20 protein-coding genes are annotated in these 19,328 nt (G+C 68.5%); 10 read left to right on the top strand and 10 right to left on the bottom strand.

Going from position 1 to position 19,328, the window contains the following annotated elements:
* Window positions 1-142: 142 nt before the first annotated feature.
* From BJ961_RS05655 to BJ961_RS05640, 4 genes are all read right to left on the bottom strand, one after another.
* Window positions 143-565 (bottom strand): DUF6113 family protein, encoded by a 423-nt coding sequence (locus BJ961_RS05655; RefSeq protein WP_271320213.1) that lies wholly within the window; start codon window positions 563-565, stop codon window positions 143-145.
* Window positions 562-1,428 carry an N-acetyl-1-D-myo-inositol-2-amino-2-deoxy-alpha-D-glucopyranoside deacetylase gene (gene mshB / locus BJ961_RS05650; RefSeq protein WP_271320212.1) on the bottom strand — a complete coding sequence of 289 codons (867 nt, stop codon included), beginning with the start codon at window positions 1,426-1,428 and terminating at the stop codon, window positions 562-564. The genes BJ961_RS05655 and mshB overlap by 4 nt, the downstream gene beginning before the upstream one ends.
* Before the next feature lie 66 nt (window positions 1,429-1,494).
* Window positions 1,495-2,415: a helix-turn-helix domain-containing protein gene (locus BJ961_RS05645; RefSeq protein WP_271320211.1), complete on the bottom strand. Its 921-nt coding sequence runs from the start codon at window positions 2,413-2,415 to the stop codon at window positions 1,495-1,497.
* Window positions 2,416-2,653: 238 nt separating this feature from the next.
* A complete protein-coding gene (locus BJ961_RS05640) occupies window positions 2,654-3,061 on the bottom strand; it encodes an ATP-binding protein (protein ID WP_271320210.1) in 408 nt (135 codons plus the stop codon).
* A 183-nt stretch (window positions 3,062-3,244) separates the two neighbouring features.
* Here BJ961_RS05640 and BJ961_RS05635 point away from each other — a divergent pair, with 183 nt between their 5' ends.
* A complete protein-coding gene (locus BJ961_RS05635) occupies window positions 3,245-4,129 on the top strand; it encodes a helix-turn-helix domain-containing protein (protein ID WP_271320209.1) in 885 nt (294 codons plus the stop codon).
* Window positions 4,126-4,335, top strand: coding sequence for a DUF397 domain-containing protein (locus BJ961_RS05630; protein ID WP_271320208.1), 210 nt, complete (start codon window positions 4,126-4,128; stop codon window positions 4,333-4,335). Before BJ961_RS05635 ends, BJ961_RS05630 begins: the two co-directional genes overlap by 4 nt.
* Before the next feature lie 115 nt (window positions 4,336-4,450).
* Here BJ961_RS05630 and BJ961_RS05625 read toward each other — a convergent pair whose 3' ends face one another.
* Window positions 4,451-4,858 carry a DUF3592 domain-containing protein gene (locus BJ961_RS05625; protein WP_271320207.1) on the bottom strand — a complete coding sequence of 136 codons (408 nt, stop codon included), beginning with the start codon at window positions 4,856-4,858 and terminating at the stop codon, window positions 4,451-4,453.
* Window positions 4,859-4,936: 78 nt separating this feature from the next.
* Window positions 4,937-5,131, bottom strand: coding sequence for a hypothetical protein (locus tag BJ961_RS05620; protein ID WP_271320206.1), 195 nt, complete (start codon window positions 5,129-5,131; stop codon window positions 4,937-4,939).
* Window positions 5,132-5,318: 187 nt separating this feature from the next.
* On the opposite strand from BJ961_RS05620, the gene BJ961_RS05615 reads away from it, so the two are divergent.
* Window positions 5,319-7,442 carry a S9 family peptidase gene (locus BJ961_RS05615; protein WP_271320205.1) on the top strand — a complete coding sequence of 708 codons (2,124 nt, stop codon included), beginning with the start codon at window positions 5,319-5,321 and terminating at the stop codon, window positions 7,440-7,442.
* Between the two features lie 53 nt (window positions 7,443-7,495).
* Here BJ961_RS05615 and BJ961_RS05610 read toward each other — a convergent pair whose 3' ends face one another.
* The 3 genes from BJ961_RS05610 to BJ961_RS05600 all read right to left on the bottom strand — a co-directional run bounded on the left by BJ961_RS05610 (window position 7,496) and on the right by BJ961_RS05600 (window position 8,535).
* A complete protein-coding gene (locus BJ961_RS05610) occupies window positions 7,496-7,651 on the bottom strand; it encodes a hypothetical protein (RefSeq protein ID WP_271320204.1) in 156 nt (51 codons plus the stop codon).
* 237 nt (window positions 7,652-7,888) lie between these two features.
* A complete protein-coding gene (locus tag BJ961_RS05605) occupies window positions 7,889-8,290 on the bottom strand; it encodes a DNA-binding protein (RefSeq protein ID WP_271320203.1) in 402 nt (133 codons plus the stop codon).
* Complete coding sequence (locus BJ961_RS05600) at window positions 8,287-8,535, bottom strand: type II toxin-antitoxin system CcdA family antitoxin (protein WP_271320202.1); 249 nt, start codon at window positions 8,533-8,535, stop codon at window positions 8,287-8,289. Before BJ961_RS05600 ends, BJ961_RS05605 begins: the two co-directional genes overlap by 4 nt.
* 433 nt (window positions 8,536-8,968) lie before the next feature.
* Between BJ961_RS05600 and BJ961_RS05595 the strand changes: the two genes are divergently transcribed.
* The 6 genes from BJ961_RS05595 (at window position 8,969) to BJ961_RS05570 (ending at window position 13,054) form a co-directional block, all read left to right on the top strand.
* On the top strand, window positions 8,969-9,703 hold the full coding sequence (locus BJ961_RS05595) for a Crp/Fnr family transcriptional regulator (RefSeq protein WP_271320201.1): 735 nt from the start codon (window positions 8,969-8,971) through the stop codon (window positions 9,701-9,703).
* Between the two features lie 115 nt (window positions 9,704-9,818).
* Window positions 9,819-10,610, top strand: coding sequence for a hypothetical protein (locus BJ961_RS05590; protein WP_271320200.1), 792 nt, complete (start codon window positions 9,819-9,821; stop codon window positions 10,608-10,610).
* Entirely contained in the window at window positions 10,607-10,900 is a 294-nt protein-coding gene (locus BJ961_RS05585; RefSeq protein WP_271320199.1) for a hypothetical protein, read from the top strand. Before BJ961_RS05590 ends, BJ961_RS05585 begins: the two co-directional genes overlap by 4 nt.
* Window positions 10,891-11,637 (top strand): hypothetical protein, encoded by a 747-nt coding sequence (locus BJ961_RS05580; protein WP_271320198.1) that lies wholly within the window; start codon window positions 10,891-10,893, stop codon window positions 11,635-11,637. Before BJ961_RS05585 ends, BJ961_RS05580 begins: the two co-directional genes overlap by 10 nt.
* Window positions 11,634-11,942: a helix-turn-helix domain-containing protein gene (locus tag BJ961_RS05575; protein WP_271320197.1), complete on the top strand. Its 309-nt coding sequence runs from the start codon at window positions 11,634-11,636 to the stop codon at window positions 11,940-11,942. Before BJ961_RS05580 ends, BJ961_RS05575 begins: the two co-directional genes overlap by 4 nt.
* Entirely contained in the window at window positions 11,939-13,054 is a 1,116-nt protein-coding gene (locus BJ961_RS05570; RefSeq protein ID WP_271320196.1) for a hypothetical protein, read from the top strand. Before BJ961_RS05575 ends, BJ961_RS05570 begins: the two co-directional genes overlap by 4 nt.
* A 596-nt stretch (window positions 13,055-13,650) precedes the next feature.
* On the opposite strand, the gene pglX is transcribed toward BJ961_RS05570, so the two are convergent.
* The gene (gene pglX / locus BJ961_RS05565) at window positions 13,651-17,208 is read right to left on the bottom strand and encodes a BREX-2 system adenine-specific DNA-methyltransferase PglX (RefSeq protein ID WP_271320195.1); all 3,558 of its coding nucleotides are present in this window, start codon (window positions 17,206-17,208) and stop codon (window positions 13,651-13,653) included.
* Between the two features lie 514 nt (window positions 17,209-17,722).
* Between pglX and BJ961_RS05560 the strand changes: the two genes are divergently transcribed.
* Complete coding sequence (locus tag BJ961_RS05560; protein ID WP_271320194.1) at window positions 17,723-19,246, top strand: AAA family ATPase; 1,524 nt, start codon at window positions 17,723-17,725, stop codon at window positions 19,244-19,246.
* Window positions 19,247-19,328: the final 82 nt, after the last annotated feature.

The raw sequence follows: 19,328 nt of genomic DNA, 5'->3' as shown, positions 1-19,328 counted from the left end.
TTGGCTCCGCCGCCCGTCACACCTTCAAAGCGGGCGGCTCGGCGGCGCGCACCACCATACTGGCCACTTCTTACGCGTATCCCGTGACCGCCGGGGAAACCCACACCGGACTCGCACGCCCGCGGCACGGCGAAGTAGTACGTCACTTGCGAAGTCGGGCGGAGCCGCCGTCCGGTTGCCGCACCGGCGCCAGGGTGGCGCAGATCACAGCGACGGCGATCCCGCCGAGCAGGAAGAGGTAGGAGCCGCTGCCGGCGGCGAAGAGGAAGTCGCCCTCCGGTCGGCTGGTGGTGAGCAGCACCACGGCGAGTGCCCAGCCCGCGGCGGGCGCGACGGCGCCTCCCCGGCGCCCCGCGGCCCGGCCCGCGCCGACGCACAGCCCGGCCTCGGCGGCCAGCGCGAGCAGGAGTCCGCCCGGGAACCAGGCGGGCTGCACCAGCGCACCCGCCACCCCGACGACGGCGCCGAGTACGAAGAGCCCCAGGTAGAGCGCGGCCCGGCCGAGGGAGGGCGCGCTCAGCGGCTGGGCCAACGCGGAGGTGGCCGGTTCGTCGCGCCTGCTCACGGCGTCTCCTCGATCCCCGCGAACAGATCCCGCTCGGGCCCGTCCCCGGCACGCTCGCCGCGCACCAGTTCGTAGTACTCGGTGGTGAGGATGGGCTGGGCCAGGTCGTTGGAGAGCACGAAGTACGGCTCGGCGACCGTGATCTGGGTGGCGTGCGCGCGCATCGCGGCGGCCTTGGCGGCGGCGTACGCGGTGCCCTCGCCGTGGATCTCGGTGGTGATCCGCTCGTCCTCGACGACGCCCGGTACGTCCTCGACGCCGGCCGCCCTCTCGAACGGCAGGCCGGGCAGATCGGCGCGGAGCCGGGCGAAGGCGTCCTCGGCGTGGGAGCGCGGTACGCGGTTCCAGTAGACCTTCGCGACGGGGCACCCGGCGTCGGCGGCCAGCTCCACCGCCCGCATGGCGATGCGGTGGGCCTGGATGTGGTCGGGGTGGCCGTAGCCGCCGTTCGGGTCGTAGGTGACCAGCACCTGGGGACGCACCTCGCGGATCACCTCGACGAGCAGTCCGGCGGCCCGGTCGAGGTCGGCCTGCCACAGGCAGCCGGGGTCGTCGTTGTCGGGCAGGCCCGTCATCCCGGAGTCGGAGAAGCGGCCGGGCCCCCCGAGCAGCCGGAAGTCGTCGACGCCGAGCGCCCGCATCGCGGCCGTCAGCTCACCCCTGCGGTGGCCGCCCAGGGCGGCTCCGGACAGGTGGGCCAGCTCGGGCGGAATGACCTCGCCCCGCTCACCGAGGGTGCAGGTCACCAGCGTCACGTGGGCGCCTTCGGCGGCGTAGCGGGCCATGGTGACGCCGTTGTTGATCGACTCGTCGTCCGGGTGCGCGTGCACCAGCAGCAGACGCCGGCCGGGGAGATCCGTCATGGGTCCACCCTATGAGGCCGCGGGGCCGTCCATGTACTGCGGGACGACGACGACGGCTTCGGCCCGCTAGGCGGCCTCCGGGTGGGTGGTCCGGCAGTCACGGCAGCGGCCGGGGTGGGGCGCGCGGAATCCGCGGTCGCAGGCGTCGCAGTTCTGCATCGGGTGGCGTACCGGCGACGAAGGGGCGGCGGCCGGAGCCCGGTAGGGGGCCGGGGGCGGGAGCTGGACGGTGAGCCGGTGGGCCAGGAGGGCGGCGGGTCGTCGTACGCCCTCGGTGGGCAGGTCGGCGGTCAGGGCGCGGCGTACGGCGGCGGGGGTGACGTCGCGCTCCAGCCACGCGGCGACGCCGGGAGCCAGGTGGGCCGTGTCGCAGGCGGAGAGGAGCAGGCCCGGGTCGTGGCGGCGCAGGCTCGCGAGGAGGTCGGTGGCGGCCTGGAGGATCCCCGGGCCGGAGTACGCCGGACGTGGGACGGCGGGGAGTGCCTGGCGCGGGCGCCGCACGGGCGCTTCGGGCACCGCCCTGCCCTGCTCGACTGGCTGCCGGGGACGCCGGGGCTCCGGTTGGGTCTCGGCGGCCTCCTCGGGGCGGCCGGGGGTGGCGGCGGGCTGGTTGCAGGAGACCGTGCGGGTGACGATGCGGCCGGAGGGAGTGCGGTGGCGTTCGCGGCGCAGGTAGCCGTGCGTCTCCAGTTCGCGCAGGGCGGCGGCGATCCGGGTGGCGCCCTCGGGGAACCGGCCGGTGAGCGTCTTGATGTCGGCGGGGGCGCCCTTGGGCAACGACTGGAGATGCGTGCCGAGCCCGATGGCGAGGAGCGACAGCTCCCGGTGCTGGGCCAGGTGGTTGCCGATCACCGTGAAGCGGGTGGCGTGGCGGGTGTTGTCGTGGACGATCCCGCCACCAATGCGGTGCCGGTGCGTGTGGGGGTGCTTGTTGCCCGCAGGGCGGGACTGGGCGTGCGGCGGCACGCTAGGGTTCTTGGTACCCATCTGGAAGCTCTCTTCTTCCTTGGTGGTGAGGCCCTCGCTTTGGGATTCCCGTCCCGGCGGGGGCCGTCTCATGTCTGCGGTTGTCTTCGGTGGTCGTGGTGGTGCGTTGGGCTGAGCGTCGGGCCTCAGAGGTGCGAAAATCCAGCCGGAACGGCGATGTTCACCCGCCCGAGTGAGTGCGGCCACGGGCGGGAGGGTCGGGTTTGGTGGGGGTGTTCTCCCAGGGGTTCTTTGTCTTTCAGTCGCCGAGGACACCGGAGCGCGAGGTCCCGGGTTCCGGCGCCGAAAGGTCCAGCTCCGCCCAGACGGTCTTGCGCGGGAACCGCTCCCCGGTCACGCCCCAACGGTCCGCCAGAGCCTCGACGAGCAGCAGCCCCCTCCCCGACTCACCTTCCGCCTGGGGTACTTGCGGAGCGGGCAACCGGTCACCGCGCGTGTCCGTGACCTCGATACGGAGTGCCGTGCCGATCACGTAGAGCGTGAGCCGGAAGCTGCGGCCGGGGAGGCGTCCGTGGGTGGCCGCGTTGGCGGCCAGTTCCGCGACGACGTGACTCGCCCCCTCGTGCGGCAGCCCCCAGCTCCGGAGCGTGTCCACGGTGAGCAGGCGGGCCAGGCGGGCACCGCGCGGGGTGGACGACAGCAGCATGCTGAAGTTCCGCACGGAGTCGCCCGGTTCGGGTCGTGTCCCGTGCTCGGAGGTTCGCTGAGTTCGCTGATTCACATCACCGAGCGTGGCCGACCGGACATACTGAATCCGGTCACCATTCCGTTACGTAGAGCTACGGTCCAAGGTCCAACGGGCCCTGTCCAAGCTGTCGAAGGGGCACACATGTCGGTGAGCGATGAGGCGGTGCGGACCGGGGCGGAGTCCGACCGGACGGACGAGCCGGGCTGGGAGGTCGACCCGGACGACGACTGGGCCCTGGCCGTGGTGGCCACGGTGGGACGGCAGTTGAGGCTCCGCCGGGAGGCAGCCGGCCTGCGGGTCGGTGACTTCGCCGTGGCCGCCGGGTACGGGGCGGATCTGGTGTACAAGATCGAGACGGGGAAGCGCATCCCCAGGCCCGAGTACCTGGACAAGGCGGACGAGGTCCTGAACGCCGGGGGTCTCATCGCGGCGATGCGGGAGGACGTCAAGAAGGTCCGGTATCCGAAGAAGGTTCGGGATCTCGCACAGTTGGAGGCACGGGCGGTTGAGCTTCAGCTCTACGATCCCCTGCACGTCCACGGCCTGTTGCAGACCTCGGAGTACGCGCGTGCACTCCTGTCCATGCGGCGCCCGACCTACTCTGCGGAGGAAGTGGAGCGCTTCATCGCGGCACGCATCGCCCGCAAGACGATCTTCGAGCGAGATCCGGTACCCGACCTCAGCTTCGTCCTGGAGGAGTGGACCCTTCGCCGTCCACTGGGCGGGAGGAGCGTCCTGCGCGGCCAGCTTGAACACCTGCTCGAAACGGCGCAGTTGTGTAACGTCGAGCTTCAAGTAATGCCTCTGGAGCGCTTCGAACACGCGGGAGTGGACGGCGGCATCGAGGTGCTCAAGTTCGAGGACGGTTCGGCGGTCGGACGCTCGCCAGCAGTGGCCAACGGCCGACCGGTTTCCGAACCACGACAACTCCGTATCCTGGAACTTCGGTATGGCATCATCCGAGCGCAGGCGCTCACGCCACGTGAGTCGACTGCCTTCATCGAACAACTGCTGGGGGAGACATGAGCCGTAAGCCCTCGTCCGGAGGCGCCTCCGACCTGGCCTGGTTCAAGAGCAGCTACAGCAGCGGCAGTGAAGGCGACTCCTGCGTCGAGATCGCCACCGAAACCGCCACCGTGCACGTGCGCGACTCCAAGAACCTCAACGGTCCCCGGCTCGCCTTCGCCCCCGCCACGTGGGCCGACTTCCTGCCCTACGCAGCCCAGGACTGACCCACCCTCCCGCAACCCGTGAACAAATGGCCCCCACTGTCATCGGCACGCTCAGATGAGCGCACCGATGACAGCAGGGGCCAGAGTGCTCACGCCTTTCTGATCCGGCAGGCGGTCAGCCCGTCACGGCGATCGCCGCGCCGATGCCCAGGAACACCAGGGCCCCGGCGAGCACGAACACCACCGGGCCGGTCATGTGGCGCCGGGTGAACACACGCGCCGTCTGCGGGTCGTGGGGGAGGTAGACCACGGTGACCTCGCGGCCGGTCGCGAGGCCCATGCCGGACCCGCGCATGCTCGGGGTGAACTCCACGCGGTACCCGTGCTGGTCGGCGAAGGCGATGATCGGCGCCCATGTGGGGCCGCTGTCGCTGTCGCGCACCCGGACGTTGTCGACCACCATGCCGACGGTGCGGACCCCGTGGTGGCGCAGTCGGCGCACCCGTGCGGCGTCGTGCAGACCGGCCCACAGGAGCAGCGCCCCGGCCAGGCCGCACAACAGGGCACCCATCACGTTCGACATGCCTCGGCGCCTCCGTCTCCCCGGGGTCCTTCGGGCTCCGGGTACAGGGACGCCGTCGGCGTGCCGGTCGGTTGCGGCCTAGAAGTTGATGCTCCCGATCATCCCCGCGATGTTGGTCGTCAGCTCGCTGATCGTGGGTGCGATCGTCGACGAGGCCAGGTAGAAGCCGAGGAGCATGCACACCACCGCGTGCCCCGCCTTCAGGCCCGATTTCCTGACCAGCAGGAAGACGATGATCGCCAGCAGCACAACCGCCGAAATCGAGAGTGCCACGGCGGCTCACCTCCAATAAGCCCAGGGACATGGGGGGGTCGGTCGCAGTCGAAGCTTGGGGCAGATAAATCCACACAGCGAGCACCTGGTTGATACCCACTATGCGCTAGTGATCATAACTATCCGTGCGCGCGCATCTCTCGGCGCACGGCCGCACAAGGGGGCGCATGGCCAATATGGTCAAGGCATGACGACCGAGTCCGACTCCTTCCCCAAACGGCACGCGCGCACCCAGCGGTTCACGCTCGGAGCGCCGCGTTCGTTCACCGTGGCGCCCGACGGTTCACGGGTCGCCTTCCTGCGCTCCGGCACCGGCACCGACCGGGCCAACTCCCTCTGGATCCTTGACGTCGACGCGGGTGAGGAACGCGTCGCGGCCGACCCGCGCGCCCTCCTGGGCGGCGCCGAGGAGCGCCTGTCGCCCGAGGAGCGGGCACGGCGCGAGCGCAGCCGTGAGGGCGGTGCCGGCATCGTCGGCTACGCCACCGACTCGGCGGTCGAACTGGCCGCCTTCGCCCTGTCGGGGCGGCTCCACACGGCCGAGCTACGGGCCGGCACCGCGCGCGAGGTGGCCACGCCGGGTCCGGTGATCGACCCCCGCCCCTCCCCCGACGGCCGGCACATCGCCTACGTCGCCCGGGGTGCGCTGCGCGTCGTGGGCGCCGAGGGGGACGGGGACAGGGCGCTGGCCGAGGCGGACGGCGAGGGGGTCACGTACGGTCTCGCGGAGTTCGTCGCGGCCGAGGAGATGTCGCGCAGCCGGGGCTTCTGGTGGGGTCCGGAGTCGGACCGGCTGCTGGTCGCGCGGGTGGACGACACACCGGTCCAGCGGTGGTGGATCTCCGACCCGGCCCACCCCGAACGTGATCCACAACACGTTCCGTACCCGGCGGCGGGCACCCCCAACGCGGACGTGCGGCTGTTCGCGATCGGTCTCGACGGGGGGCGCACGGAGGTCCTCTGGGACCGGGCGCGGTACCCGTATCTGGCGCGAGTGCACTGGTCGGCGGCGGGGGCCCCGCTCCTTCTCGTACAAGCGCGCGACCAGCGCAGCCAGCTGATCCTGGCGGTGGACACCGAGTCCGGGACGACCCGGATGGTGCACGCCGACGAAGATCCAATTTGGCTGGAACTCTTCCCCGGTGTGCCCTGCTGGAGCCCTTCCGGGCAGCTCGTGCGGATCGCCGACGAGGGCGGCGCGCGTGTGCTCGCGGTCGGTGAACGCCCGCTCACGGGAGCCCAGTTGCATCTGCGTGCGGTGCTGGACGTCGGCGCCGACGACGTGCTGGTCTCCGCTTCGGCGGGCGAGGAGGCGGCCGACCCGGAGACCGGCGAGGTGCACGTCTACCGGGTGAACGAACTCGGCGTGGAGCGCGTGTCGGGGGAGCCCGGCGTGCACTCGGCGGTGCGCGCGGGAGGGGTGACCGTACTCGTCTCCGCGACGCTAGACCGGCCGGGGGCGCGGGTCCGGGTGCTGCGGGACGGGAAGCCGACGGGGACTGTCACCTCGTACGCGGAAGACCCCGGTTTGTCCCCGCGCGTGACGCTCACCCAGGGGGGCGCACGGCGCGTCCCGTGCGCCGTGCTTATGCCAACGGACTACCACGGTGACACCCCCCTCCCCGTCCTCCTGGACCCGTACGGTGGCCCGCACGGCCAGCGCGTCGTGGCCGCGCACAACGCCCACCTCACCTCGCAGTGGTTCGCGGACCAGGGCTTCGCGGTGGTCGTCGCCGACGGCCGGGGCACTCCGGGACGGTCCCCCGCCTGGGAGAAGGCCGTCAAGGACGACATCGCCGCCGTCGTACTCCAGGACCAGGTGGACGCCCTCCAGGCGCTCGCCGCCGACTTCCCGCTGGACCTGGACCGCGTCGCCATCCGCGGCTGGTCCTTCGGCGGCTACCTGGCCGCCCTCGCGGCACTGCGCCGGCCCGACGTCTTCCACGCCGCCGTCGTGGGCGCCCCGGTGACCGACCTGCGGCTCTACGACACCCACTACCAGGAGCGGTACGTCGGGCATCCCGGTGAGCAGCCGGACGTCTACCGCCGCAACTCGGTGATCGACGACGCCGGACTGGTCGACGCCGCCGAGCCGCACCGGCCCATGATGGTCATCCACGGCCTCGCGGACGACAACGTGGTGGTCGCCCACTCGCTGCGCCTGTCCTCGGCCCTGCTGGCGGCCGGCCGCCCGCACGAGGTTCTGCCGCTGTCCGGCGTCACGCACATGACCCCGCAGGAGTCGGTCGCCGAGAACCTGCTGCTGCTCCAGGTGGACTTCCTGAAGCGGTCGTTGCCCGCACCCTCGTAGCACGCCGACGGCGCCCTGACCCGTCACCCGCACGGACACGGCTGGTCACAGGTTCAGGTCCAGGCGTCATGGGGCGTGCCGGGCAGTCGTGAGCGGTGGGTGACGGGGCGGGCGAGGTCGTCGGTCACGCGCCACAGGGCCTCGCGGATCACGGGTTCGACGGCGCGGCCCCGCCAGGATGTCCAACTGGTGCGGATCGACTCGAGCACAGGGTCTCCGCGCCCCCGCTCGATCATGGGGATGCCGGGCCCGATGAAGGAGAGCCTGAAGGGCAGGTACAGCGGCGACGTGGGAGCGGCTCTCGCGGCTCGGCCTGGTGGACAGCGGACACTCGGCCGCAGTAGTGGGTGACGGGTGCTGGGCCGCGTGCGGGGCAGAACTGCTTCCGCAGGCCTCCGGCCCGCAACAGAACGTGCTGGGGTTCATGCTCCGGGTGGGCTGGAGGGTCAAAGAGGGACGATGCGGACCTGGCTGCCCCAGAGCTTGGCCATGTCGTCGCCGTCGGAGGTCAGCAGGGCGACCGGTTTCGGCTGGCGGAGCGCGACCTCGGCGACCGTGGCGTCGATGGCGTACTCGTGTCCGTGCAGCCCGGCGCCTTGGAAGAGCTCTGCTGCCGCTCTGGCTGCTTGCTCGGTGACCGGCTCCACCTTGATGCAGGACAGGGTCCAGTCCAGGCGGGGGATGGTGGTACGGGAGTGGCTGACTTCGACGATGCTGTTCGCCCCGATCACGAGGTCGGCTCCCATGTCGTGGAAGATCTGCAACATCGCGAGGAACTTGCGATCCTGCGCGATCCAGGCGGAGAGCCCTGCCGAGTCCAGGACAACGGTTTCGATGCGCTCGCTCACGCGGCGTCCGCGTCCTCTGAGGTGCCGGCGTCGCCGAAGATCTTCGCGCGAGCCTCAGCGAGCTCTTCGTCGCTGAGGGGCCCGTGCTCCTCCTGGTGGCGGCGAAGATCGTCGCCCAGGAGCTGGTGCCGGATCTGGCGGGCCACGGCTTCGGCTACGTAGCCGGAGACGTTGTCCGTGAGCTTGCGGAGCTCCGCCACCTGATCGCTGGGAAGCGTGACGGTGATGCGAGTCGTTGAGGACACAAGGCAAGCATGCCGGAGTATGCCTCATATTGCTGTGCTGTGCCTGGCTACTAGCCGGGGCAGCATCGGTTTCCTGGCAAACAAGTGAAAGCACTCCCAGATGCGTCGAAGTCACGACTCTGGCCACGCGGGGCAGGGAGCGGAAGAGACGTGTATCGATCCCGGATCGACGCAGCGCGACGGCCCTTGTGGAGGGCAAACGGGAGGAACCACTCGTGCTGTATCAGAGAAAGGCCGACGCCGGCCGACGAAGCGCGATAGCACATGATGTCGCCCTGCACGAGCACCCGAGGCGACCGCCGGAGACCCTCGCCCCGACGCGCCGCACTACGTGCACACACCACGCCGGGTGCTCCTCGCACGCCCTTTCCGCTCGAATCCTGTCCTGATTCCATGATCGGGAAGGCACTTGGACTCGACCATGAGGTGGAGTATGAAGCGCGCGACCCGGAGTACGGCACAGCGCCGTACGTATGACATCGGCGAGCGGCGGCCGGCCCGCTTTCTCGGCAGCCTGTCGGAGGAGGTCCGGGGAGAACTGCTGAGTATCGGTTCCCCGCAGCAGTATCCCCCCGGAGCGAAGATCCTTGTGGAAGGGACACCGGGTGATTGCCTGGTGATCCTGGAGACCGGCTATGTGAAGGTCACCGGAAAGCTTGCCAACGGTCATGAAGCCTTGATCGCCATCCGGACCGGAGGAGACGTGGTCGGAGAGATGTCTGTGATCGACGACGCGCCCAGGTCGGCCACGGTGACGGCGGGCGAGGACATCGACGCACATGTCGTCCAACGCCGAGCGATGCGGAGCTTCCTCGACAAGTACCCCGAGGTTGCCCTTCAGATCGTACGGCTCAGCAACCGCCGCCTGCGCAGTGCGAATTCCTGGCGTATCGCGTTCGGTGAGTCCACGGTTCGAGTTCGCCTTGCCCGGGTGCTTGCCGAACTCGCCGAGAGTCACGGCGAGCCCCTCGACTCGCGCACTCTGATCTGCATCGAGCTCACGCAGGCCGAACTCGCGGCGCTCATCGGATCGCAGGAGAGAGCGGTACAGCAGGCACTGGCAAGGCTCCGTATCGATGGGGTCGTGGAGACCAAATACCGCGAGATAGCGGTGCTCAAGCCGGACCGCCTCCGGGCGATCGGTCTCCTGCCGTCGATCGGCCGCTGACAGGGCCCGACATCACGCATTTTTGCGGCTTGTTCGGAGAGCCCGGCATGTCGGCAGCACAGTTGGCGTCCAGCACCACCGACTATCCGAACTCATCGAATAGGTGATGGTTCACATGACGTCGCAGCCGACCGTCCGACCACCGGACAAGTCCATGCCGGATGACGACCGTCGCCTCTGCCTGGCGGCGGACATCGAGCAGTACAGCCGCTTCGACACTCCGGACCAGCGGACCGCACAGGCTCAACTCGCCCGGATGCTCAGGGCGGCAGCCGAACGCAGCGGGCTGGACCACGGCACGTGGTCCGTCCAGCCGCAGGGCGACATGGAGTTCGCGGTCCTCCCGGCTGGCACCTCCGAGCAAGTGGTGCTGGGTGGGTACGTCGCCCACCTCGCGGGCGAGCTCGGCGGCTACAACGCCACCCGTCGGCCCTCCGGGCGGATGCGGCTCCGGCTGGCCATCGACACCGGTGTGGCCGCCACCGCTGCCCTGGGCTTCTCCGGACCGGCCCCGATCGCCGTGGCTCGCTACCTGAACGCACCCGAGGTGAAGCGGGCCCTGGCGGCCGCCGGGTCGGCGAACCTGGTCGTGGTGATCTCCGACCGGCTCTACCAGGACGTGGTGCGCTCGCGGTTCCACGGACACGACCCGGAGCAGTACCGGCGTATCCACGTGGAGCGGAAGGGGTTCGCCGGGTACGGCTGGGTCCGGTTGCCCGGTGTGTATCCCGAGGAGGCGGGCGGGCCCCGGCCGGACGCACCGGAGGGCGGGCCGTGTCTCCTGGCGCGAGCGGCGGGGGCGGAACAGCCGAGCTTCGTCCAGCAGGGCGTACACGGCACTGCCGTCCAGGGCGTGATCCACGGGTCCGTTGTCCACGGAGTGGCGCCTGGCGAGGCAGACCGATGAGCGACGCGCCCGCAGGGGGCTGTGCCTCCTGCGGAAACGCGGCAGGCGGCTACCGCCAGCAGGACACTCGGGGCCTCTCCGTCCAGGGCCGGACCGGCGACGTGTACTACTACGCCACCGCCTGCGACCACCGCTCCGCCGCGAGCGCGCGGCGGTACACGGCCGGCTTCTCGCCGGCCCCCTACGAGACGCTGCGTCAGGAGTTGCACCGGATCGCTTCGGCTTGCTCACGCATCGTGGGCGGCATGGGCGGCATGGACGACGATTCGGGAGGTTCACCATGGGACTGATCCCCTACAACCGGGTGTTCGATGTGCTGGAGCACCGATTCCGGCTCGCCGAACTGCCCTTTGCTGTCGCCACGGCCGAGGGCCCGACCCTGCTCTCCGCCTTGTCGGCCAGGCGGGCGGTGTACGACAGGTCATCGGCCCCGCGGCTGCGCGAGGAGATCTGGCGCGAGGCCATCGACGCGGCGCAGCATGACACCGGCGCGGCCGGATCTGAACGGCTGCTGGCGCTTTGGCTTGCCTTGCCCGCCATGCGGCGCACCCTCTACCGGATCGCGAACCGGTGGCCGACCGACCGGCAGGAGCTCGAATCCGAGTCACTGCTCGCCCTACTGACGATACTCGCGGACGTAGACCCGGGGACCCACGAGGCGGGTGACGCCCTGCTGCGTCCCGCCATCAACCAGGTCTGGGCGTTCGCCCGGGCCCGAGCCCGGGAGCGGCCGGTGGCGGACATCGCGGCGCTGGCCACAGCTCACCTCTCCGTGGAGTCCCCCGCGGAGTTGCCGGTCGGTGACTGGCACGACGGCTGGGAGGTGCGGGTGTCGCCACCCTCCCGGCCCGATGGCCTGTCGGCGACCGTGCGGTTCAGCGTCGCACCGGATCGGCTGGAAAGCTTCCGGCTGGGCGAGCTGGCCGGCCACCTGGATCTCGGAGAGATCGTGCACCGGGCGCGACGTCCGAGCGAGGGCAGCCGCATCGGCACTCTGTCGCTGCGTCCGGCAGGAGGGCGACGGTGACCCCCCGTTCCGGGGCCTGGTTGTCGTTCGGCGAGGCATTCGACCTGCCGCTGGTAGTCGACCTGCGCACAGCCGCCCGCGCGCTCGGGCTCTGCCCCGCCACCGCGTACAAGCTAGTTCATCAGGACAGTTTCCCCTGCCGGTTCCTGCGCCTCGGGTGGCAGTACCGGGTTCCCACCGCCGACTTGCTTCGGGCGCTTGGGATCGAGGAGCGCCCCGTCTACCTGGCTGATCTGCAAGCCGGCACCGACCTCGAAAAACAGCGCCATCGGGCAGAAGAGTTCGAAACGGAGGATCACGCATGAGTACCGCAGCGGTTACTGACGCGAAGCCCGAGGAGGCGTTGATGACGACCTGCTTCGTCATCGGGCCCATCGGCAACGAACACGCCCCGGACGGGTGTCCGGAACTCCTGGCATACGAGGAAAACCTGATGTTCTACGAGAAGGTGATCCTGCCCGCCTGTGCCAGTCACGGCCTCGTCCCGGTCAGGGCGGACGGGATCGCAGACTCAGGTGAGATCACCGAGCAGATCTGCCGCCACGTGCTGCAGGACGACATCGTGATCGCCGACCTCACCGGGGGCAACGCGAACGTCACCTACGAGCTCGGGATCCGGCACCTGACGGGCAAACCCATCATCCACATCGGTGAGCACGGGCAACTGCCGTTCGACCTTTCGCTGATCCGGACGATCATGTTCAAGCGGAGCCGGAGCGGTCTGGTCAGGGCGCGGCGGGACCTGGAGACTGCGCTGAAAGGCACCCTGGACAACCGGTTCGAGCCGCTGACCCCGGCCCGGATCCTGTTCGGGCTGCCGGTGACGCCGTTGCCAGCATCTGTGGTCGAGGCGGAGCCGGACGACTTGGAAGCCCCCGGACTCCTCGACCGGTTCGCCCGGGTGGAGGCGCAGACGGAGGCGATCGGCGAGACCACGGAGGCGATCGCCGGGTTCATGACGGTGATCGCCGAAGCCGCCGTGCAGATCGGTCCCGTGATGGAACGGGCCGCCCAGCCGGGGACACCGATGAGCGCGTGGCTGCCGGCAATGACCGAGTTGGCCAGGTCGATGACCGATCCGGCCTCCGGTCTCCGGGATGCCTGCACCCGTTTCGCCGGGCAGATGGTGGAGATGGACGCGGCGGTTCAGACAGCATTCGACGTCATCGAGGCGATGCCGCCCGAGCAACGCGTCGGTTCGCCGACCGGCTTTCTGGAGCAGATGATCAGTACTGCCGAGTCCACCCACGAGGTGGTCAGCATGCTCGGCGAGGTCGAGGTCGGCATGCGGTGGCTGGTGAAGATGAGCCGGGAGCTGCGGACGCCGGGCCGGGACCTCACGGCCGCGGTCAAGCAGGTCAGCGGCGTGATGAACCGAATCGCGGACTGGGAACGCAGGGCCCGCGCGTTGATCTGACCGTGAGGCGGACAGCTCCACCGGCTCCACCGTGGCCCAGCGGCTGAACCGGGCGACACGATCTCGGCGGGCCGCGACGAGCAGGCCCTGTCAACGAAGAAGCCCCAGGTCTCCGACCTGGGGCTTCAGTGCGGAGCGAGTGACGAGAAACGAACTCGCGCTCTGAGCCGGGGAATCACGGGTGCGTACGGTGGCCGAGTACGTTCTGACCTGCTGATACGCCGCTTTGGGGCCTCGATCGCCATCGCCGCGTTGCCGAGAGCACCAGCGGTGTACTCCCCCTGTGGGGTCTCGCGGTGGCCCTTGTTCACCGCTGTTGTCCGTTCGGCTGGGCACGGATGCCGCACGGGCGGGGCCGGCAGCCCCCGGCGCCACATGTATCCACGCGGGGCGAGGGCACGGATGGGGCACGACGGACGAGGGACGATCAGTCCCTCTCGCGAACCGCGGCCTGTCACCCAGTCGGCATCGTCGGGTCATCAACCCTCATGCGGGGCCTCGAGCTCGTGAAGTCGTTCCCCTTCACCGACCGCCGGGCCGACGCAGGGCGAGCTGCCGACTGCCCACCCCCTTATGCCCGAAACGTGGCCTCGCCGTCACGATTCTCTGCGCGGTCGTCCCCTTCTTGGAGCGGGGGGCCTCCAGCCGGTGATCTCTGCTTGCGAGGTTCCGAGGCGTACCACGTGACGGCGGAAGGCTTCTTCGTACTCCTGGGAGGAGCCCGATGGCTCGGTGGGGCCGAGGTCTCGTTCGGTCCGCTGTAGTCGGCGCAAGACATCTTGCAGAGCTGTGAGAAGCGGAAACACTGATTCGGATCCGCTGGCATCGGCATGCGCTCCGGATTCGACCAGATCGAGCAGCACTCGGGCGGTTTCATGGGCGTCCCATCCCGCCCACCCCAGGACTGTGGTCGAGGACAGAGAGGAGGAGGTCGGTAGGAAGGACGTGAAACGTTCATTGGGTACGTCGTACTTGCCGCGTTGTCGCCAGTAGGAGGGTTTGACAAAGTCCGCGGACGTGTAGCGAGGCGGTACGACGAGGGTGTCGTCGTTCTGTTCCTGCCGGTCGACTGTCCCGTCTTGTCCCTGCCCCGACGCCCATTGGCGCTCCCACGCAGCTTCCCAGCTGCTCCGCTTCACCAGGCCGGACTCCTTGTACCGCAGGGGAGGTGCCGCAGGCACGTGTGTGTCACTGAGCAGGCCCTGCAGTACGTTCAAGACCCGCGTACCGGGTGAGTAACGTGCTGCGAGCATGACGAACTCCCCGTCGCCTTCCAGCAACTTGGCCAACTGATCTACGGTGCGGGCGACTGGGTGGCGCACTCCGTCCTTCGTCTCGAACCATAGGTCTGACTCCTCGCAACGATCGAGCATCCGGGCCCGGAGTCCGGCTTGGGCGATTTGGTGCCAACCGATAGTCCACCAACGGCGTTTGTGCTCCGGTTGTTCCAACAGCCCGAGGAAGGCGTGCTGTTCGATGGCTTCGATGCGGGCTTGTACGAGGTCTCGATACGCGGTCGGCCAATGCTTGGGGACTTCGGTGATAGGAATCGCTCCGTGACGGTCGAACCACGTCGTGGACACCAGGCCCTCTTGGGCCTTACGGGCCAGAACGATCTCGAACGCTCGCTCACCCACCATGAGCGGCGGTGGTCCGTCCGACGGAGAGGCCAATTCGCAGTCATCGGGGAGCAATCCGTACGCCTTGTATACCTGCCAGTCGAGCTCCTCCTGTACGGCCACCATTCGAGAACGGGTCGATGCCCAGCGGTATTCGGCGGAGTCGAGGAATTCTTGATCGAGGGGTATGCGCGTATCGGCGATCGATGATGTCAGCTCTGTGAGGTTGGTTGCCATCGCATCGAGCGACGCGGCCCGTTCGAGGGGGAGGTGAGCGGGCAGAGGCAGGTCGCGCAGACGCGTCGAGGTAAACTCGAAGATTTTTTCCCACGCCTCGCCGCCCCGGAGCTGGCCGATTCTCGAATCTCCCTTGCTTTGGCTCATTTGCTTGAGCCAAAAGCAAGCGGCAGAGCTGTTGAGCACACCGAGCAATCGGAGGTGGTCAACTTCCGAGGCTGCGGGCGAAAGCTTCAGTACGGGCGCCGAGTTCAGTGGGACCAGAGGCTCTCTGAGCAGACTGAAATGAGGGTGGGTCGCTACCCAGGGAAAGGCAATCGACCAAGAATGTACGTTTCGGTTCGAGGCGACCTGGTGCCAGTCGTACCAGGGCGCGGTGGAGTCCTTGATGCCGGGGCGCTCGACCAGTACCGACCAGTAGGGCCGCAGACGTCGGTGATGACCGGGAAAATGCGAAAGATCAACGGCCTTGGGCCGGTCGGAGTTCTCATCCCACGCGCGGGGGAAGAAGGCCGCGTATTCGCTGCGTACGGACCAGTCGCGAATGCCGGACCCGGTCAGGACCTGCACACAGGCTCCCTGCTCGGCCCGGGATCGTTGGAACGACTGGCGCGGAGCGCAGAAGATGTCATCGGAGCCCGTAGCAGCTTGATAGCCGATCCGGGCAACGCGTTCACCGAGCCGTTCGCCCTGCTCCATTCGACGTAGCAAATCTCCACTGGTCGGGTCTGTCAGGCTCCAGGGAAAATGGGTCAGCTCGCTTCGCTGCTGGAAAAAGGATTGGGCCCAGCGATCTTCGGCGGCAACGGACCGGTGTGACATGGCGCGCAGAGATTGCCATACGAGGCCGTCGCGCGCCGCCATCGGAACCGCGGGCTCTCCCTCCTTGCCGACCACCAAGTACACAGGCTGCTGCGGGTCCGGTTCATGATTGCGCCCGGTGAGCACGACGGTCGGTGTGCCGTGCCCGGGGATATAGGCCCCAGAGGTGTCGATGATCCGGGAGACTTCGACTCTCGACAACACCTGCTCGATGAGGGGGCGACCGAACTCTCGTTTCATGAAGGAGTTGGCCGTCAGCAGACCCACGTACCCACTGTTCCTGCCTTCCGCCGCGAGTCCGAAGGCCCGCTCGATGAAGGGCGCGGTGAGCGCGTACTTGCCTCTGCAACTCACGTAGGCATCGTGGTACAGAGTGGAGAGCGACTTGTCCTTGACCATGAGGTACGAGGGATTCGACACCACAGCGTGGTAGGAAGCGCGGCCGAGCAGGTCGTGCCGGCGCGAGTAGTCGGGGAACTCCCCCTGCGGGGGCGTCGCATAGGGTTCCTCCGGTGCGAGTTCCCCCACATGCGGAGCCCCCCGGCCACGGAGCAGGGAGTCCCCAACCGCAACGACCACGGGTACGTCGGGGACCGCGCTCAGACGTCGTTCACCGGTGGCGTTCATGGCCGCCACTAGCAGGCGGAAGCGCGCGATGCTCACCGCACACGGGTTGATGTCCACGCCGTGGACGGACCCCAGTGCTCGGGCAGCCCGCTGCCAGGGGCTCATGCCCGGCTCGGCGTCGGTCCATAGTCGGAAGAGACGGCTGAAGAGGCCCAGCAGGAAGGTGCCTGATCCGCAGGCGGGGTCGACGGCCCGGAACCCTGGCAAACCGGACTCCGCGACCGCCGGTTCGACTGTGAGATCAAGGATCATGTCGGCCACGAAGTCCGGCGTCGCGACCAGTCCGTACGACTTCGTTGCCTGCTCGTCGAGGGCGTAGTAAAGGTCCCGCAGGAATCGTGTGTCGCGCGCCGCATCCGTGAAGTCGTGCTCAAGGGAGCCTTCAGGGGACCTGCGGAGCCAGAACGTCCGGAGCGTTCGAAGAACCTGACTGCTGGGCGTGATCTTCCACATGGGGTTGCTGTGTGGGCTGAGCACCTGCCCCATGGCGGGCAGAGAGCGAAACCGGGCGAGCACGTCGAACACAGCTTCCCGGAAACGTTCATCCGAGAGGGGCGAACCGTCCTGCGGTTCCTCAACGGCCAGCAGACCGGAAGCGTCGAGCATTCCGTTGTCCTCGCAGAACCTGGTCATCGTCAGGGCCAGGAGCCAGGAGGCAGCTGCTTGGCCGATCTGCTCGTCCCTCCATGAGCTCCAGGTCGCGGACGTCGTCCGTTCTTCCCTGGCGCGTGAGTAGTCGCTCTCGAGGACAGCGGCGGCGACGCTCTCCTGCGCGCGTTCCCGCAGATCACTCCTCAGGCTCGTCATCAGCCCTCGCAGGTCTCGGCAGAGGAGCTCGCTGGAGATCACTGTCAGCTTCCCATTCAGTCGACCCATGGCCGCTTCCCCTGAGGGCCGACCCGTTGCGGCGAGATTACCAGCGAGAGGTCACCATAAATACTTGTGAGTGTTAGATGAACCTCCTAGGCTCATGGTGCGGCGGTCGACCGGTTGCCGCGCTGGACTGACTGATGCGTGGCGAGCGAGCGGGTATGCCCGGGGCGGGTGGTGCGCTGACGGGCGCACCGATTCCTCCTCCTGCCGGGTCGACTTCGAGGGAGAGGTACTTCCATGAGTGGCGAGAGTCCGGGCATGAGGCGGCATCGGCTTGCGTTAGTCGGCCTGTGTGCCGCCCTCGGTGCCGTCGTCGCGTTCGCGGTCTTCCGGGAACTGGAGGTGGGGGCGGCGGATTCACTGGCGGCCGGGGGCGGGACCTTCGTCGGGGTCGGGACTCTGGGCCTGGCGGTGTGCATGTACCTTTCCGTGCGAGAGGACAAGACTTAGGAGTACACTTCATAGGAGTTCATTCCTAAAGGAGTGCCTCGTGTCCAGTCGCACGCGCCCGACCAAGCCGACCCATGTCTTCGACCGGAGCGTCGAGTGGGACGCTCTCGACGCCTTCGTGAGCCGGCCGCTGCCGCACGCCATGCTCGGGATCGTCAGTGGCAGGCGGCGGATGGGCAAGACCTACTTGCTGCGCGCTCTGGTCGAGCAGCAGGGGGGCTTCTACTTTGGAGCAACGGCGGCGACGGAGGTGGAATCCCTGCGCCAGTTCGCTGCGGCTCTTGCCGATCATGTGGGGTCGCCGGTCCCCTTCTCCTTTGCCACCTGGGACGACGCGATCTCCTACCTGTTCGGGCTGGCCTCGCCGCGAAGTTCTCAGGCGCCACTACTTGTGGTCATTGATGAATTTCCGTACTTGGCGAAGACCGCTCCGGAGCTGCCGTCGATAATCCAGCGGGAGGTCGACCGGTTCCAGGTTGAGCAGAGCCGGATGCGGCTTCTCCTGTGTGGGTCAGCGATGTCCGTCATGGGCGGACTGTTGGCGAGTACTGCGCCCTTGCGGGGGCGAGCTCAACTGGAGCTTGTCGTGAGGCCCTTCGGGTACAGGGCGGCGGCTGAATTCTGGGGGGTCGCTGACGACCCCGCGCTCGCTGCCCGTCTCCATGCCGTGGTCGGAGGCACACCTGCCTATCGTCGTCAGTTCCTTGCGGACGACGTCCCCGCCGGGCTGGAGGAGTTCGACGACTGGATCTGCCGTACGGTCCTCTCGCCCTTCAGCCCTCTCTTCCGGGAAGCCCGGTACCTGCTTGCCGAGGAAGCGGACATCCGGGACACGGCCTTGTACCACTCGGTCCTTGCCGCGGTGGCCCAGGGGAACTCCACCCGGGGAGGGATCGCGGGGTACATCGGCCGTAAGTCCGTGGACATCTCTCACCCCCTTCACGTCCTGGAGGACAGTCACCTCCTGGCGCGGGAAGCGGACGTCTTTCGGGCCGGGAAGTCCCAGTACAGAATCACCGAGCCGCTGATCAATTTCTACGAGGCGGTCATGCGGCCCGCCTGGGCGCGGCTGGAAAGCGGGCAGGCGCGAGAGGTGTGGGCGCAGTCCGCGGAACGCTTCGCGGCTCAGGTGGCCGGACCGCACTTCGAGACGGTGTGCCGTGAGTACATCCTCGGGCCGGGCCGGGCCCTGCTCCGCTCCTCCCTGGGGGAGGTGGGCGGTGGCGTGGTGACGGACCCCGTGGCGCGGCGTCAGACGCAGATCGACGTAGCCGTGGTGGAACCCGGGTCCGGGGGCAGCAAGCAGGCGGTCCACCTGCTCGGAGAGGCGAAATGGGGCACCGTCATGGGGCTGAGCCACCTGGAGAGGCTGGCTCGGGCACGGGAAGTACTTACTGCACGAGGCATGGACACCAGCCGATGTCAGCTGGCCTGCTTCAGCGCAGCCGGCTTCAGCGACTCGTTGCGACGTGAGATGTCACGCGGAGCACAGGACGAGGACGGCGTGCTGCTCCTCGGTCTCGACGAGCTTTACGGAGGGGCGTTCCCTGCACGGCTCCATTGACCGAGCGACAGGCATGGCGTGAGCATGCGATGCCTGATCCGGTCCAGACAACAACGAAGCCCCAGGTTCCTGACCTGGGGCT

It is taken from the genome of Streptomyces lienomycini (assembly GCF_027947595.1).
Lineage (GTDB): Bacteria > Actinomycetota > Actinomycetes > Streptomycetales > Streptomycetaceae > Streptomyces > Streptomyces lienomycini.
The sequence above is the reverse complement of the archived record's forward strand: the minus strand, read 5'-3'. Positions and strand labels throughout refer to the sequence as shown.

Bases quoted from the DNA above. Each gene is read 5' to 3' on its own strand.
- mshB (WP_271320212.1), bottom strand. From the start codon at position 1,428: ATGACGGATCTCCCCGGCCGGCGTCTGCTGCTGGTGCACGCGCACCCG.
- BJ961_RS05645 (WP_271320211.1), bottom strand. From the start codon at position 2,415: ATGGGTACCAAGAACCCTAGCGTGCCGCCGCACGCCCAGTCCCGCCCT.
- BJ961_RS05640 (WP_271320210.1), bottom strand. From the start codon at position 3,061: ATGCTGCTGTCGTCCACCCCGCGCGGTGCCCGCCTGGCCCGCCTGCTC.
- BJ961_RS05635 (WP_271320209.1), top strand. From the start codon at position 3,245: ATGTCGGTGAGCGATGAGGCGGTGCGGACCGGGGCGGAGTCCGACCGG.
- BJ961_RS05630 (WP_271320208.1), top strand. From the start codon at position 4,126: ATGAGCCGTAAGCCCTCGTCCGGAGGCGCCTCCGACCTGGCCTGGTTC.
- BJ961_RS05625 (WP_271320207.1), bottom strand. From the start codon at position 4,858: ATGTCGAACGTGATGGGTGCCCTGTTGTGCGGCCTGGCCGGGGCGCTG.
- BJ961_RS05615 (WP_271320205.1), top strand. From the start codon at position 5,319: ATGACGACCGAGTCCGACTCCTTCCCCAAACGGCACGCGCGCACCCAG.
- BJ961_RS05595 (WP_271320201.1), top strand. From the start codon at position 8,969: ATGAAGCGCGCGACCCGGAGTACGGCACAGCGCCGTACGTATGACATC.
- BJ961_RS05590 (WP_271320200.1), top strand. From the start codon at position 9,819: ATGACGTCGCAGCCGACCGTCCGACCACCGGACAAGTCCATGCCGGAT.
- BJ961_RS05585 (WP_271320199.1), top strand. From the start codon at position 10,607: ATGAGCGACGCGCCCGCAGGGGGCTGTGCCTCCTGCGGAAACGCGGCA.
- BJ961_RS05580 (WP_271320198.1), top strand. From the start codon at position 10,891: ATGGGACTGATCCCCTACAACCGGGTGTTCGATGTGCTGGAGCACCGA.
- BJ961_RS05570 (WP_271320196.1), top strand. From the start codon at position 11,939: ATGAGTACCGCAGCGGTTACTGACGCGAAGCCCGAGGAGGCGTTGATG.